Genomic DNA, 14270 nt, shown 5'->3' on the forward strand with positions numbered 1-14270 from the left:
CATTAAATATTAAAAAGATTAAAAGGATATTCTGTCGGATTGGATTCGAAGCTACATAATTGACCTGTTTTTGGATGATTAAATGTTAATCGCCATGCCCAAAGGGCAAGTTGAGTCCATTCTTTTTTCTTTACAAATATCGGATTATATTTATGATCTCCCCAGAGGGGCAATTGCTTGTTTGCAAGCTGAACACGAATTTGGTGATGTCTTCCGGTTTTCAGTTTAATTTTTAAAAGGCTTAAAACAGTTTCTTCTGCAAGTACACTATTTATATAGGTGTATTCAAGAATTGCTTCTTTTGCTCCTTTAACGCCTTCAGGAACTACCTTTGATACATTCCTGGCTTGATTTTTCAGCAGATAATCTCTGATTTCTTCGTGCTCTTTATCGGGTTTCCCACATACTACAGCCAGATATTCCTTTTTGAAGCTATGGGCCTTCATCTGCTCTGACAATTTTGCATTGGCTTCTTTGGTCTTCGCAAATACCATAAGTCCGCCAACAGGCCTGTCCAGTCTGTGTATAAGTCCCAAGTAAGGGTTTCTGGCCGCAGGGTATTTCTCTTTCAGATGATCCTTAACTAAGCTCATCAAATCTGTGTCTCCGGTTTTATCTTGTTGGGAAGGAACTTTAGGAGGTTTTTCAACCACAATGATATGAGGATCTTCATATAACACTTTGATATCCATAGTCTTCTCCTTTTTTTGAAAGTATAAACTTTTGTTGAAAAAATAATGGAACGCATATATGCGTTCCGAAAAATTAGTATTTTATAATGGACTCTACACTGTAGTCTTTTAAGGCATCTCTGCCCTTTAAAAATTCCAATTCAATCAAATATACCAGTTTGACTACCTTTCCTCCAACCTGCTCAATTAAATCAATAATGGCTTTTGAGGTTCCGCCGGTTGCCAGTAAATCATCTATGATCACTACTTTTTGGCCAGGTTGAATCGCATCAATATGCATCTCAATGGATGCTGTGCCATACTCTAAATCATACTCTTTTTCCACAGTTTTATAAGGCAATTTTCCCTTTTTACGCACAGGAATAAATCCTTTGTTCATGTTATATGCCAAAGGAACTCCGAAAATAAATCCTCTGGATTCTGGTCCCACAATGAGATCAAAATCCACTCCATCCAATTTATCCATCATTTGATCAATAGATTCTTTTAATGCTTCAGGACTTTGCAAAACAGGTGTTATATCTCTGAATATAATACCTTCTTTTGGAAAATCCAATACATCTCTTACTATTTGCTTTAAATCCATTCTACTTCCCCCTCTGGTTCTCTTCAAATATTTTACCCCATCGAATCATTTTTTGAAGTACTTTAGAATCTTCTAAAGATACTTTTTTATTCGAAAGGACCTGGAAAAATATATGATCATGATCAAAATTGTAATACATTAAGCCTAATTCTTTAAAAACATCCATACATAGCAATATCTTAAATTCATTCATCTTGGCTGCCTTATTGCATTCTTCCAAAAGATGATCCAAGTATACAGAACGAATGTTTAAACTTTCAAGCAATTTTATATGTCTGTATAAAACTGCAAAATCCTGACGATCAGGAATCAGTGATTTTATTTCATCCCGGTGAATTACATCGCTTTTCTCAACCCAATACAGAGTATCCACTTTTTTCTTAATTAAATCATACTCTGAACGGCTCCATAATGGGTCGTAAAGTACCACCTTCTCGTATCCATCAAAATCAATTTGCTCAATAATAGGATTAACAACGATATCGTATTGATTTTTTGAGCCACAATTATTAGTATACCAAACTTTTGGCTTTTTGTTAAATAGATTTTGATGATTTTTAATTTCTTTCATAAGGTTAATTAAATTTGTCTTGGTATGCACTAAAATGAGAGTTTTTCTGCCATCAAGCAAATTTTCTGCTGAAAGCTTATATTTTATGTCTAAAGCAATAGACACATCTGTTGGCATAGCCTCTGTGTGCTTAAATAAATCATATAAAGACAAATAATAATTATAATGCATTTCATCTTCTTCAGTATATTTCAAGTCCTTAATCAAAAGCTGAGGTTCTGTAACCTGATTCCACTCATTGATTTCCAAAGCAACAACAGCAGAAATTTTCCGTCCAAAATGCAGATATTTACTGTAATCCCCCAGCCCAAAACCAATACCATTAACAGTTTTATAGGAGTCTGTAAAAACAATCTTTAAATGATTTCCGTCTTTGCCTACAGGACGGATGCTTTGAATTTCCCCTTCCAGGGAAAACAAAGGCTGAGGATTCCCCACGCCATAGGGTTCCATCATAGTCAATTCCGAAACCAGTTCCAGATTAATGTCTTCCAGTTTGATATGAGCATCCAAATAGATTTTTGGTATTAAAGTCTCATCATCCATTATATTATTGGCGTATTCATTAATAAAAATTCTAAAATCATCAATATTTTCTGCAGGCATGGATAACCCTGCCGCCATTTCATGTCCACCGAATCTTTCAAGAAACTGACTGCTATTACTAAGCGCTTCAAAAATATTAAAACCCGTGACACTTCTTGCAGAACCTTTTGCCATACCATCTTCTATACACATTAAAATTGTAGGCCTATAGAATTTTTCCATAATTTTTGAGGCTGCGATCCCTATGACGCCATGATGCCATTTTTCAGAGGCTATGACAATCACCTTAGTATTTTCTAAGTCAAGTTCTTTCTCAATTAATTCCAGGGCTTCCTCCAGGATTTTTTGCTCCATCTCCTGCCTGCGCCTGTTCTCATCATTAAGCTCTTCAGCAATAGAAACTGCCACATTCTCATCCTGGGTAATAAATAATTCTATTCCTCTTTTTGCATCCCCTATTCTTCCGGCTGCATTTAATCTGGGAGCGATCCCAAAGCCTATAAGTCCTGCGGTGATCGGGCCTCCCTTATATCCTGACACCTTAAGGAGTGCTTTAAGACCTATGTTCCATGTATTAGGAATGCTTTCGAATCCTTTTTTCACAAAAACCCTGTTTTCATCCACTAATGATACCACATCTGCTACAGTACCTACCGCTACAATATCTATATATTTCCAAATACGATCTTCTACTCGAAGTTTTTGTGCCAATCCATGAATGAGTTTAAAGGTAACTCCAACCCCAGCTAATAATTTAAAAGGATAACTGCATTCTTTCTGCTTGGGATCGATCACAGCATAGGCTTCTGGCAGTTCACTCTGACATTCGTGGTGATCCGTGATAATAAGATCTATTCCTAATTCTTTCGCAAACTTTGCTTCATTCACAGCAGCAATTCCTGTATCTACTGTAATAATAATATCCGTACCACTGTCTTTAATCTTCCTGATAGCATCTATATTAAGCCCATATCCTTCTTCTATACGATCCGGAATATAATAGTCTACATTCCCTCCATTTTCTTTTAGAAACATGTAAAGAATTGAGGTACTGGTTATTCCATCCACATCATAATCCCCATAAATTGTAATTTTTCTTTTCAAGGCCATTCCTTCCAGAATTTTATCCACCGCTTTTTCCATATCTTTTAATAAAAAAGGATCATAAAGTCTGGAATAATCAGGATGTAAAAAGGACATCATATCATCAGCATTTTTTATTCCTCTGTTATTTAAAACTTTAGCCATTAACGCCGACACAGGCAATTGATCATTTTTATCTAAATCATTTTCGCTGTCGCCACGATACACCCATAAATTTTTTGATTGAATCATTTTATCCCTCCATAATCGCAGCTTTTATTATAACCCAAGCAGCGAAAAAAAGTCCACGAGATTTTCTTGTACCAAAATGCTATAGAATATGCTATAATGGTATTGCAATAAAATATAGGAGTGTTGATATGTCAGTAAAATATCAAGTAGGTCAAATTGTAGAGGGTACAATAAACAGTATTAAACCATTTGGAGCTTTTGTGACTCTGGATGAGTCCACCCAGGGATTGGTTCATATCTCCCAGGTGACACACGGTTATTTAAAAGATATCAATGAAGTTCTTTCCGTAGGAGATAAGGTGAAAGTTAAAATTGTATCCATCGACGCTCAAACGGGTAAGATTTCGCTTTCTATGAAAGATGCTGTTCCCAAAAAACCTGTTGAAAGTGCCCAATCAGCTGTTTCCGATAAAGACCGTCTGGAAAACATGCTAAAAGATTTTTTAAAGCATTCTAATGAACGACAAGCAGCTTTAAATAAGCGATATAATCGTCAGTAATCACAAAGACCTGCCAATTGGCAGGTCTTTGTGATTTTATTGTGTAATAAGAAAGTTGTCTTATCAGTGCAATCCTATGTCTTTTTCTTATGTGATTATGCAGTTTTTGCAATTGATTTCTTATGAAATTCATACCATAAAGGACTCGCAATAAAGATGGAAGAATAAGTTCCTGAAATAATCCCTACAATCAATGGAAGTGCAAATTCTTTTATAGATGGCACTCCAAGGAAATAGAGTACTGTTATAGTAAGCAAAGTTGTGATAGAAGTATTAATTGAGCGAACAATAGTTTGAGATATACTTCTGTTAACTAATCCTTCTAAATCACCTTTTTTAGCTACTTTTCTGTTTTCACGAATTCTGTCAAATATAACAATGGTATCATTGATGGAATAACCCACGATAGTTAAGATCGCTGCGATAAATGAATTATTTACTGGAACCCGTCCAATAGAATAAACAGCCAATACGATCAATACATCATGTATTAACGGCAGTACGGCAGCAAGACCAAATCTCCAGTCTTTAAATCGAAATGTAATATAAATCAGCATTAATATTGAAGATACAAGTAATGCCTGCAAAGCTTTTACCTGCATTTCAGTACTGATAGTCGGCGAAACATCATCTACATTTAACAAATCATTCATTCCGTCTAAATTATACTTTTCTTTCAGAGCATCATAGAGCTTTGTTCTTGTCGTAGCATCTATAGACTTTGTTTTAATGGATACCCCCTGGTCTCCAGAACGGGTAATCTGAGGACTTTCGTCTCCTGTAATCTCTATAACAATCGGCCGAATATCATTTGTAATATCAAAGTCTTGTCCAATATTAACTTCCATTACAGTTCCGCCAATAAATTCTACGTCAAAATTCAAAATTCCATTGCCCATCATAGCATTAATGGGCATTGCCAGCAATCCTGCAATAATAATAATAATTGAAATAGCAAACCAGGTTTTTCGTTTTTCTACTATATTCATTTTCTCGGCCTCCTTTTATTTCGCACCATAGAGTTTTGGATTTTTCAGCCCGAGATTGACGAACTGCTTAAGCATAATTCTTGTTACAACCAATGAAGTGAACATCGAAACAAGAATACCGATTCCCAAGGTTTGTGCAAAGCTTTTTATAAGCCCTGTTCCTATCCAGTACAATACACCAGCTGCAATCAATGTGGTAATGTTTCCGTCCAAAATTGCAGAAAATGCTTTACTAAATCCTGAATCCAAAGCAGCCCTTAAAGTTTTTCCTGCGCTTAATTCCTCTCGAATTCTGGCAAAAATAATGACATTAGCATCTACTGCCATACCAACGGATAAAATAATACCAGCTATACCTGGAAGTGTTAAGGTTGACTGCAGATAGCTTAAAATGATCACTACTGCCCCACAATAGAAAATCAAGGCTAAATCAGCAGCAAGACCGGGAACTCTATATACAACAAGCATAAAAATCAAAACTAAGATAATACCTATAAAGCCTGCTTTTAGGCTGGATTCCAGTGCACTTGCACCTAACTTTGCACCAACACTGTTGCTTTGAAGCGGAGTCAGTTTAAAAGGAAGGGCTCCTGCTTTAATTCTCGCAGCCAGTTCATCTGCTTCTTCTACAGTACCTACTCCATCTATGATGGCGTTGCCTTCAGTAATAACCGCATTGACTGTTGGGGCACTGATAATTGTATCATCAAGAGCAATCATAATCATTTGGCCAAGATATTTTTCCGTTGCTTCTGCAAAAGCTTCTTTTCCTTTGGAATTAAACTCTAAAGCAACAACGGCTTTTGTGATTCCATTATCGTTAACAACTTCTCTTCTGGCATCTTTTACTTCATTTCCTGTTAAAATAACTTCTCCTTCAGGGCTAATAAACTGCAACTGTGCTGTTGCACCAATATCTTCAATAGCCTTGTTAGGGTCTTCTACTCCGGGTATATCTACACGGATTCTTCTTGATCCTTCTCTTGCTACTTCTGCTTCTGTGTAATTGCCACGGTCCAATCTTCCCTGAATCATTTCAATTGCGGCACTCATCTCTTCATCGGTTGGATTTTCTTTATCGGCTTCATAGACAATATTTACTCCACCTTTTAAATCCAATCCCTGTCTTATATTTTGAGCGCCCAAAAAGTGATTTTCACCAATTCCAAAATAGGCTACTCCTCCTGTCAGTCCAATAAGAACGACAACTAAAATTAAAATCAATCCGCTCTTGACTTTCATTGTCTTTTCTCCCTTCATACAAAATACACAAATTAAATTATATGCTTTATCCCAGAGTTCGTCAATATTTTTAAAACTACTACGCTTTATTTTTTCACAAAATTTTACTGTTATGTATTTCGTTTGAAATTAAGGAATGTATTTGTTTGATTTTAAACGCTATAGGTCGGTCATAAAGACCGACCTATAGAAAATTTACTCCGCCAATTTTGCCTTTACATATAAAGCACATTCCACTCTTTTCTTTTCCAGCTCGCATCCAATTTTGTAAGTTTTACGAATATCTCTGTGAAATTGATAAGCATTGGCTGCACAGCCTCCGCTGCAATAAAATTTTGCCCAGCAGTTTTTACATTCATCTTTGGCATAAACATTGCAGGCCTGGAATTGCTTTTGCATAGGCTGATTCTGAATACCATCAAATACAGTTCCCATTTTAAATTCTTCTAATCCTACAAATTGGTGACAAGGGTACAAATCTCCCTCGGGAGTAACCGCCAGATACTCGGAACCAGAACCACATCCGGCAAGTCTTTTAGCAACACAAGGCCCCTGGGAAAGATCAATCATAAAGTGGAAAAAGTTAAAGCCTTGTCCTTCCTTCTTTCGCTTTACCAATTCTTTAGCCAGTTCTTCGTACTGTTCATATAACATTGGCAAATCTTCTTCCCGAAGGGCATAGGACATCTCTTTTGGCGCTACTACAGGCTCTACAGAAACCTGCTTAAAGCCTATATCCGCCAAATGCAGTACATCTTTGGCAAAATCAAGGTTTTCCCTGGTAAAAGTACCTCTTACGTAATAATTGGTTTGATTTCGGCTGTCAGCAATCTTTTTAAATTTAGGCACAACAAGATCATAGCTTCCTTTATGATTAATAGTATAACGCATTCTGTCATGAACTTCTTTTCTTCCATCAATGCTTAATACGACATTATGCATATGTTCATTGATATAAGCTTGTATATCATCATCCAATAAAACACCATTGGTAGTAATAGTAAACCGGAAATTCTTATTATGTTCTCCCTCAATGCTTCTGGCATAATCTACAATTTCCTTTACAACCTCAAAATTCATAAGAGGTTCGCCGCCAAAAAAGTCAATCTCTAAGTTGCGACGATTTCCTGAGGCCTGAATTAAAAAATCTATTGCTTTCTTTCCTACTTCCGCACTCATTAATGAACGCTGGCCTCTGTATTCCCCTTCCCCTGCAAAACAATATTTGCATTTTAAGTTGCAGTCATGGGCTATATGCAGACATAGGGCTTTAACGATAGGGTTTCTAGCCTGAAATTGACCCAAATAATCAACATACATATCCTCTGTATAAAGAAGCCCTTCATTTTCTAATGCTTCTATTTCTTCAATGGCTTCTTCTATCTGTGAAACATCATATTTTTCTTTATATCTTTGAATCAATTCATCTTTTGAATACTTTTGATAATCATCGACCAAGTCATAAACGATATCATCTACCACATGAACTGCGCCGCTGTATATGTCAAGAACGATATTCACTCCGTCCATGGAAAACTTATGTATCATGCTATCACTCCAATTTCTAATTTAATATCATTTATAGCAAGAAAGAGTTTCGCCCTCAAAACTCTCAAGCCGAACACGGTCGGCAAAGCCGGCAAAATACAACACGGGCGAGTGCGCATCTTTGCCCCGAGGGCTCTTTATTCATAGGAAAACCCAAAAGTTTCCTATACAATAAAAAAGCAGCGACTTAATGCCACTGCTAGGAATTAATTGTTTTCGCAAGATTGATTTGCTACGGTGCAAGATGTCTTACAAGCAGATTGACAAGATGTTTGGCATTCTCCACAGCCACCTTTTGCCATACTTTTCTTTAATGTAGCCATATTTAATGTTTTAATATGTTTCATTTTTTTGCCTCCTTCGCCTTAATTCGCCTCATTATAACATACTTAAAATTAATTGAAAAGGGGATTGGTTATTTTTTCACATTAATTCCGATCATGCCTCCTAGCGTTCCTCCAGCGCCTGCCATAATAAGAAACGTCGCAGTATTACGGCTCACCATGAATTTTTGATCAACTGTACTGGAAATAATAATTAAAATAACAGCATAAACAAGACCTGCTGAAAGTCCCCAAAGCCATCCCTTGGACGGCGCCCCTTTAGCGGTATCATATCCTGCTACCAAAACAGAAATGATCGTAGTAACGATTGCAATAGCAGGAATACTGCTCTCCGGCAAAGATGTATAGGTGAGCAGTAAGGCGGAACCAATAAAAGCGATAGCTGTAATCATATACGCAATTATATTCGCTTTTAAAAGAGTGATCATTCTCCATTCATTTACTTTATTTGCATTTACCTTGTTCATCGTTTGCGCAGGCTTATGGCTGCTTTTTACCATCTTCCCCCCCCCTTTATATTTACCCAATAATTCTTTCTCTGTACTATTGTACGATTTTAAATTATCATTTATGATAGAAACAGATTGATTTTGAAAGGTGGCTAGCAAAATGCAGTATATTGATCTTCATGTTCATTCCAATATATCTGATGGTACTCTAACTCCTAAAGAACTGGTTCATTATGCAAAGCAAAAAGGACTTCGTGCTTTTGCTTTGACAGACCATGACATCATAGACGGAATAGAAGAAGCCGTTCAAGAGGGTAAAGAACTGGGGGTTGAAGTGATTCCCGGAATAGAATTTGCAGCGGAATATAAAGATCGGGAAATTCATATCCTGGGATTATTTATTGATTATAAAAATCCTTATTTTGTTCAAAAATTAGACTGGATTCAAAATGCCCGAGTAAGAAGAAATGAAATCATGCTGCAAAAATTAAATGATATAGGTATCAATATTACTCCGGAAGATTTGCAGCAACGGGCTGGAAAAGATTTAATCACAAGAGCTCATTTTGGAAGAGCCATTTTTGAAAAAGGATATACGCAGACTTTAGAAGATGCCTTTCGTCTCTATTTAAGCCCAGGTAGTCCTGGTTATGTTAAAAGGGATGTCTTATCTCCCAAAGAATGTATAAAACTTATCCATGAGGCAAAAGGCCTGGCAGTGCTTGCTCATCCCACACTATACCATTTATCTGATGAAGAGTTAAACCATTTGGTGCAGTCCTTATGTGAAAATGGTTTGGACGGAATCGAAGCAATCTATTCTCTGTATTCAAAAGAACAAGAAAATCAGATTCGTTCTCTGGCACACCGTTACAACCTCCTCATAACTGGTGGCAGTGATTTTCATGGTACCAATAAAAAAGATATCGATATAGGAACAGGTAAGGGCAATCTTAAAATTCCCTATGAAATTTTAGAAGAACTGAAAAAGAAAATTACACAAAAATAAGAAAGTGCTGTTTGTGCACTTTCTTATTTTTATATAGATTTTACTTATTTTCTTTTTTATCGTCTTTTTTAACTTCTTCTTTTTCTTCTTTCTTAATTGCCATTTCAGGCTCTTTAATCGCTGCAATACTGCTTTTTTGTAAAGGAACTCTGATTCCCTTGTTTAAGCCTAATTCTATAATACATATATCGTTAACCATATCTACTATTTTGCCGTAAAGACCACCGGTGGTGAGTACGGTATCCCCAACCTTAACACTGTCTAACATTGCCTGAACTTCTTTTTCTCTTTTTCTTTGTGGCCTAACAATTAAAAACCACATAATTCCTATCAAAACAGCAAAATATAAAACCATCCCCAATATTGATCCAGCGTTCTTCCCAGTTGTAGCAGCTGTATCTGCCAAAACAAATAAACTATTCATCACTATTCCTCCTCTTTTTGCTTAAAGCCCTCTAATTTTTGTTTTTTATAAACGGCATAATTTCCATGATCCAATGCATCTCTTATTTCTTCCATCATGGTGTTGAAAAAGTACAGATTATGAAGAACACAAAGACGCATTCCGAGCATTTCTTTTGCTTTTAACAAATGCCGTATATAAGCTCTGCTATAGGTTGTACAAGTAGGACATCCGCATCCTTCTTCAATAGGTCTTTCATCTAATTCATATTTTGCATTAAAAAGATTGATTTTTCCCCTATTGGTATACACATGTCCATGACGGCCGTTTCGTGCCGGAAGTACACAATCAAAAAAGTCAATGCCTCTTTCTACCGATTCCAAAATATTTTCAGGGGTTCCCACACCCATCAAATAAGTAGGTTTATTCTGCGGAAGATAAGGTACGACTTCTTCCAGTATACGATACATTTCCGCATGGGTTTCTCCTACTGCTAGGCCTCCTACAGCATAGCCATCCAGGTCCATTTCAGAAATCACCTTGGCGTGCTCAATACGAATGTCTTCGTAAGTACCTCCCTGATTAATCCCAAAAAGCATTTGATTGGGATTAACCGTATCTTCCAGCTGATTTAAGCGGTCAAGCTCTGCTTTGCATCTTTTAAGCCACCTCGTTGTGCGGGCAACAGACTCTTCCATATAGCTTCTTTCAGCAGGATAAGGCGGACATTCATCAAAGGCCATCGCAATGGTAGAACCGATATTGGACTGAATTTGCATACTTTCTTCTGGTCCCATAAAAATTTTTCTTCCATCAATATGGGAGGAAAAATATACTCCCTCTTCTTTTATCTTTCTAAGAGACGTCAGTGAAAATACCTGAAAACCTCCCGAATCCGTAAGAATCGGTCTGTCCCATACCATGAATTTATGAAGGCCACCCAATCTTTTAATCACTTTATCCCCTGGACGAAGATGAAGGTGATATGTATTGGAAAGAGCCACCTGACATTTTACATCTTTTAAGTCTTTAGTGGACAGGGCTCCCTTAATCGCTGCAACCGTCGCCACATTCATGAACACAGGCGTCTGGATGATCCCATGGGGAGTATGAAATTCTCCTTTTTTTGCCCTTCCTTCAGTTTTTAACAGTTTATACATGCGTTCTTCTTCCTTTGTCATATTTTTTAGCGTAAGCCACAAGATAACAACTATGTCCCACTTGTGAAATAAAAATTTGGCCTATTGCGAACAAGGCGGACTTTTATATTTTACAAAAAACAGTGTACCGTGAAAAGCATTTTTTTTCAAGGGTTGATTATAATAAAAAAACAACTCCAAATAATAGGGAATAGATAATATAGTTGAAAAGATGTTAAAATAATGATACAATTTTCTAAAATTTTATCCTTGAAAGGAGGGATCCCATGGCAGGATCCATATTCGGAAAGCATTTTCAAATATCCACCTGGGGGGAATCCCATGGGAAAGCTCTCGGCGTTGTCATTGACGGCTGTCCTGCTGGCATTTCACTTTCTGAAGAGGATATTCAGAAAGATTTAGATAGACGAAAACCCGGTCAATCTCCTTTTTCCACTCCCCGTAAAGAAAGCGATAAAGTTGAAATTCTCTCAGGCGTATTCGAAGGAAAAACAACAGGAACTCCCATTTCCTTGATCGTATACAATACCAATCAGAGATCCTACGACTATTCAGAAATAGCCAAATGCTACCGTCCCGGTCATGCAGACTTCACTTATGATGAAAAATATGGGTTTAGGGATTATCGAGGAGGTGGACGTTCTTCCGGTCGTGAAACCACCGCAAGGGTTGCTGCAGGAGCCATTGCAAAAAAAATCCTTGCAGAATTCGGTGTAGACATTATGGCTTATACTCTCTCCATTGGCCCTGTTTCTATCGATCCAGCGAAGTTTAAGCGAGATGAAATATTTAACAATTTCCTGGCTATGCCGGATCAAGAAGCGGCAGAAAAGGCAGCAGCTTATCTCCATGAAATCAAAGAAAGAGAAGACTCTGCCGGAGGGATGATTGAATGTGTAGTCAATGGTCTTCCCAGTGGTGTTGGAGAGCCCGTGTTTGAAAAATTGGATGCAATGCTTGGAAAAGCCATCCTTTCAATCGGCGCCGTAAAAGGCGTAGAATTTGGCAGTGGATTTAATGCCGCCAGAATGACAGGCTGGGAAAACAATGACTTCTTTCAGTACGATGAAGAAGGGCACCTTACGAAATTATCCAATAATGCCGGTGGTATTGTAGGAGGCATCAGCGACGGTTTCCCCATTGTCTTTAGAGCTGCCATTAAACCCACTTCTTCTATTCACAGAATGCAGAAAACTGTTAATAAAGCAGGGCAAAACATAGAACTGCAAGTAGAAGGACGCCACGACCCAATTATCGTTCCCAGGGCTGTAATCGTGGTAGAAGCTATGACAGCTCTTACTTTGGTAGACTATCTGTTTGAAAGAATCTTTTCCAGAATTGATCTGATTAAAAAAGCGCTTTTATAAGAAAAAAAGTGCCTGTTTTCACATGAATATGTGTACAAACAGGCACCATTTTTATTTTATAAACATGGCATCTCCAAAGCTAAAGAATCGATATTTCATATCCACAGCAGTTTTATAAGCATTAAGAATAATTTCTCGGCTTGCCAGGGCAGATACCAGCATGATTAATGTAGACTCAGGAAGATGGAAGTTAGTAATCAGAGCATCAACGATTTTAAATTGATAGCCCGGATAAATAAAAATATCTGTCCAGCCGCTCTTTGCCTGAACCACTCCATTTTCATCCGTACAGGATTCCAGAGTTCTGCAGCTGGTGGTTCCCACGGCTATAATCCGTCCTCCATTTTGCTTGCATCGGTTGATTTTATCTGCTTCCTCCTGGTCAATCCAGCAGTATTCAGAATGCATTTTATGCTCCAATACATTTTCAACTTTTACAGGTCTGAAAGTTCCCAATCCCACATGGAGAGTCACATTGGCAATTTCTATATTCTTTTCTTTGATTTCTTCCAGTAACTCTTTCGTAAAATGAAGGCCAGCTGTAGGCGCAGCAGCCGATCCTTTATGCTTTGCATAAACGGTTTGGTATCTTTCTTTATCCTTAAGCTGGTGGGTAATATAAGGAGGCAAAGGCATTTCACCCAAAGCGTCCAACACCTGTTCAAAGATTCCTTCATAAATTAAATGTACGATTCTCTTTCCATCATCAATGATCTCTTCTACTTCTGCTTTGAGTTCTCCGTTCCCGAAAATTATAACATCCCCTGGACGGGCCTTTTTCCCGGGCTTCACCAAAGCTTCCCATCGGTCATTATCTTTTCTGGTTAAAAGAAGTACCTCCACCTTGGCCCCTGTATTTTCTCTGGCACCGATCAATCTTGCAGGGATTACTTTTGTATTGTTTAGTACCAGGCAATCTCCTGGATTTAAATAGGAGACTATGTCTTTAAAATGTTTATGTTCCATTTCTCCGGTTTTTTTATCTAATATCAGAAGCCTTGAGGAACTTCTGTCTTCCAAAGGGTCCTGAGCAATGAGTTCTTCGGGTAAATCATAATAAAAATCATGTACGTTCATCATCGTTCTCCATTCCAATCATTCATAAAATGTATGTATTATTTTTCCCTAATTATAAAGAAAATTCTCTTGTGTTTCAACAAGAAAGAGGTTCGCAAATAAAACTCTTTCGCTGAGTGCGGTCGGCAAAGCCGGCAAAATACAATATGAACGTGTGTGTATCCTGACGGAGGATTTTTATTACATAGGAAATCCTTAATGATTTCCTATGTAATAAAAAACGGTGTCTGTTCGTTTTCTTTTACCAACAGACACCATCCATTTATCTGCTTTTTTCATGTTTGCTTTCGTGTACACCTATTTTCTGACCATCCACAATTCCTACATCTGCATTATCTCTGGGTTCCATTTTTCTTAATTCCGGATTGCTCTTTTCTCTGTCCTTCATGCGATTTTTATTGTTGTCCATGATCTATAGCTCCTTTAATGGTTTCTTGCAATATTATTATGAA

15 protein-coding genes are annotated in these 14270 nt (G+C 37.4%); 3 read left to right on the forward strand and 12 right to left on the reverse strand.

Going from position 1 to position 14270, the window contains the following annotated elements:
- Nucleotides 1–2 precede the first annotated feature (2 nt).
- The 3 genes from JOD07_RS02460 to recJ form a co-directional block, all read right to left on the reverse strand.
- The gene (locus JOD07_RS02460; RefSeq protein ID WP_204611998.1) at nucleotides 3–692 is read right to left on the reverse strand and encodes an RluA family pseudouridine synthase; all 690 of its coding nucleotides are present in this window, start codon (nucleotides 690–692) and stop codon (nucleotides 3–5) included.
- 73 nt (nucleotides 693–765) lie between these two features.
- Nucleotides 766–1278 carry an adenine phosphoribosyltransferase gene (locus tag JOD07_RS02465; protein WP_158740170.1) on the reverse strand — a complete coding sequence of 171 codons (513 nt, stop codon included), beginning with the start codon at nucleotides 1276–1278 and terminating at the stop codon, nucleotides 766–768.
- A 1-nt stretch (nucleotide 1279) separates the two neighbouring features.
- The gene (recJ, locus tag JOD07_RS02470; protein ID WP_158740169.1) at nucleotides 1280–3730 is read right to left on the reverse strand and encodes a single-stranded-DNA-specific exonuclease RecJ; all 2451 of its coding nucleotides are present in this window, start codon (nucleotides 3728–3730) and stop codon (nucleotides 1280–1282) included.
- 128 nt (nucleotides 3731–3858) lie between these two features.
- Here recJ and JOD07_RS02475 point away from each other — a divergent pair, with 128 nt between their 5' ends.
- Nucleotides 3859–4230, forward strand: a complete 372-nt coding sequence (locus JOD07_RS02475) for a S1 RNA-binding domain-containing protein (RefSeq protein WP_204612000.1) — start codon at nucleotides 3859–3861, stop codon at nucleotides 4228–4230.
- Between the two features lie 95 nt (nucleotides 4231–4325).
- On the opposite strand, the gene secF is transcribed toward JOD07_RS02475, so the two are convergent.
- The 5 genes from secF to JOD07_RS02500 all read right to left on the reverse strand — a co-directional run bounded on the left by secF (nucleotide 4326) and on the right by JOD07_RS02500 (nucleotide 8853).
- The gene (gene secF / locus JOD07_RS02480; protein WP_204612002.1) at nucleotides 4326–5219 is read right to left on the reverse strand and encodes a protein translocase subunit SecF; all 894 of its coding nucleotides are present in this window, start codon (nucleotides 5217–5219) and stop codon (nucleotides 4326–4328) included.
- A 15-nt stretch (nucleotides 5220–5234) separates the two neighbouring features.
- Nucleotides 5235–6461: a protein translocase subunit SecD gene (gene secD / locus JOD07_RS02485; RefSeq protein ID WP_204612004.1), complete on the reverse strand. Its 1227-nt coding sequence runs from the start codon at nucleotides 6459–6461 to the stop codon at nucleotides 5235–5237.
- Nucleotides 6462–6656: 195 nt separating this feature from the next.
- Complete coding sequence (gene scfB, locus JOD07_RS02490) at nucleotides 6657–8009, reverse strand: thioether cross-link-forming SCIFF peptide maturase (protein ID WP_204612006.1); 1353 nt, start codon at nucleotides 8007–8009, stop codon at nucleotides 6657–6659.
- Nucleotides 8010–8215: 206 nt separating this feature from the next.
- A complete protein-coding gene (scfA, locus tag JOD07_RS02495) occupies nucleotides 8216–8356 on the reverse strand; it encodes a six-cysteine ranthipeptide SCIFF (RefSeq protein WP_158740164.1) in 141 nt (46 codons plus the stop codon).
- Nucleotides 8357–8424: 68 nt separating this feature from the next.
- Nucleotides 8425–8853, reverse strand: a complete 429-nt coding sequence (locus JOD07_RS02500; protein ID WP_158740163.1) for a TIGR04086 family membrane protein — start codon at nucleotides 8851–8853, stop codon at nucleotides 8425–8427.
- 109 nt (nucleotides 8854–8962) lie between these two features.
- Between JOD07_RS02500 and JOD07_RS02505 the strand changes: the two genes are divergently transcribed.
- Nucleotides 8963–9811, forward strand: a complete 849-nt coding sequence (locus JOD07_RS02505; RefSeq protein ID WP_158740162.1) for a PHP domain-containing protein — start codon at nucleotides 8963–8965, stop codon at nucleotides 9809–9811.
- Nucleotides 9812–9851: 40 nt separating this feature from the next.
- On the opposite strand, the gene yajC is transcribed toward JOD07_RS02505, so the two are convergent.
- Nucleotides 9852–10235, reverse strand: coding sequence for a preprotein translocase subunit YajC (gene yajC, locus JOD07_RS02510; RefSeq protein ID WP_207756773.1), 384 nt, complete (start codon nucleotides 10233–10235; stop codon nucleotides 9852–9854).
- Nucleotides 10236–10237: 2 nt separating this feature from the next.
- Nucleotides 10238–11374 carry a tRNA guanosine(34) transglycosylase Tgt gene (gene tgt, locus JOD07_RS02515; RefSeq protein ID WP_158740161.1) on the reverse strand — a complete coding sequence of 379 codons (1137 nt, stop codon included), beginning with the start codon at nucleotides 11372–11374 and terminating at the stop codon, nucleotides 10238–10240.
- A gap of 266 nt (nucleotides 11375–11640) precedes the next feature.
- Here tgt and aroC point away from each other — a divergent pair, with 266 nt between their 5' ends.
- Entirely contained in the window at nucleotides 11641–12741 is a 1101-nt protein-coding gene (aroC, locus tag JOD07_RS02520) for a chorismate synthase (protein ID WP_158740160.1), read from the forward strand.
- Nucleotides 12742–12792: 51 nt separating this feature from the next.
- On the opposite strand, the gene queA is transcribed toward aroC, so the two are convergent.
- Both queA and JOD07_RS02530 read right to left on the reverse strand, forming a co-directional pair.
- Nucleotides 12793–13818, reverse strand: coding sequence for a tRNA preQ1(34) S-adenosylmethionine ribosyltransferase-isomerase QueA (queA, locus tag JOD07_RS02525; protein ID WP_158740159.1), 1026 nt, complete (start codon nucleotides 13816–13818; stop codon nucleotides 12793–12795).
- Between the two features lie 262 nt (nucleotides 13819–14080).
- Entirely contained in the window at nucleotides 14081–14227 is a 147-nt protein-coding gene (locus JOD07_RS02530; protein WP_180322449.1) for a hypothetical protein, read from the reverse strand.
- Nucleotides 14228–14270 lie beyond the last annotated feature (43 nt).

This window comes from Defluviitalea raffinosedens, from assembly GCF_016908775.1.
GTDB classification, from domain to species: domain Bacteria; phylum Bacillota; class Clostridia; order Lachnospirales; family Defluviitaleaceae; genus Defluviitalea; species Defluviitalea raffinosedens.

What these genes read in the sequence shown, in the direction of transcription:
- JOD07_RS02465 (WP_158740170.1), bottom strand. Translation starts at nt 1,278, where the DNA reads ATGGATTTAAAGCAAATAGTAAGAGATGTATTGGATTTTCCAAAAGAA.
- JOD07_RS02460 (WP_204611998.1), bottom strand. Translation starts at nt 692, where the DNA reads ATGGATATCAAAGTGTTATATGAAGATCCTCATATCATTGTGGTTGAA.
- secF (WP_204612002.1), bottom strand. Translation starts at nt 5,219, where the DNA reads ATGAATATAGTAGAAAAACGAAAAACCTGGTTTGCTATTTCAATTATT.
- recJ (WP_158740169.1), bottom strand. Translation starts at nt 3,730, where the DNA reads ATGATTCAATCAAAAAATTTATGGGTGTATCGTGGCGACAGCGAAAAT.
- yajC (WP_207756773.1), bottom strand. Translation starts at nt 10,235, where the DNA reads ATGAATAGTTTATTTGTTTTGGCAGATACAGCTGCTACAACTGGGAAG.
- tgt (WP_158740161.1), bottom strand. Translation starts at nt 11,374, where the DNA reads ATGTATAAACTGTTAAAAACTGAAGGAAGGGCAAAAAAAGGAGAATTT.
- secD (WP_204612004.1), bottom strand. Translation starts at nt 6,461, where the DNA reads ATGAAAGTCAAGAGCGGATTGATTTTAATTTTAGTTGTCGTTCTTATT.
- JOD07_RS02500 (WP_158740163.1), bottom strand. Translation starts at nt 8,853, where the DNA reads ATGGTAAAAAGCAGCCATAAGCCTGCGCAAACGATGAACAAGGTAAAT.
- JOD07_RS02505 (WP_158740162.1), top strand. Translation starts at nt 8,963, where the DNA reads ATGCAGTATATTGATCTTCATGTTCATTCCAATATATCTGATGGTACT.
- scfA (WP_158740164.1), bottom strand. Translation starts at nt 8,356, where the DNA reads ATGAAACATATTAAAACATTAAATATGGCTACATTAAAGAAAAGTATG.
- scfB (WP_204612006.1), bottom strand. Translation starts at nt 8,009, where the DNA reads ATGATACATAAGTTTTCCATGGACGGAGTGAATATCGTTCTTGACATA.
- queA (WP_158740159.1), bottom strand. Translation starts at nt 13,818, where the DNA reads ATGAACGTACATGATTTTTATTATGATTTACCCGAAGAACTCATTGCT.
- JOD07_RS02475 (WP_204612000.1), top strand. Translation starts at nt 3,859, where the DNA reads ATGTCAGTAAAATATCAAGTAGGTCAAATTGTAGAGGGTACAATAAAC.
- aroC (WP_158740160.1), top strand. Translation starts at nt 11,641, where the DNA reads ATGGCAGGATCCATATTCGGAAAGCATTTTCAAATATCCACCTGGGGG.
- JOD07_RS02530 (WP_180322449.1), bottom strand. Translation starts at nt 14,227, where the DNA reads ATGGACAACAATAAAAATCGCATGAAGGACAGAGAAAAGAGCAATCCG.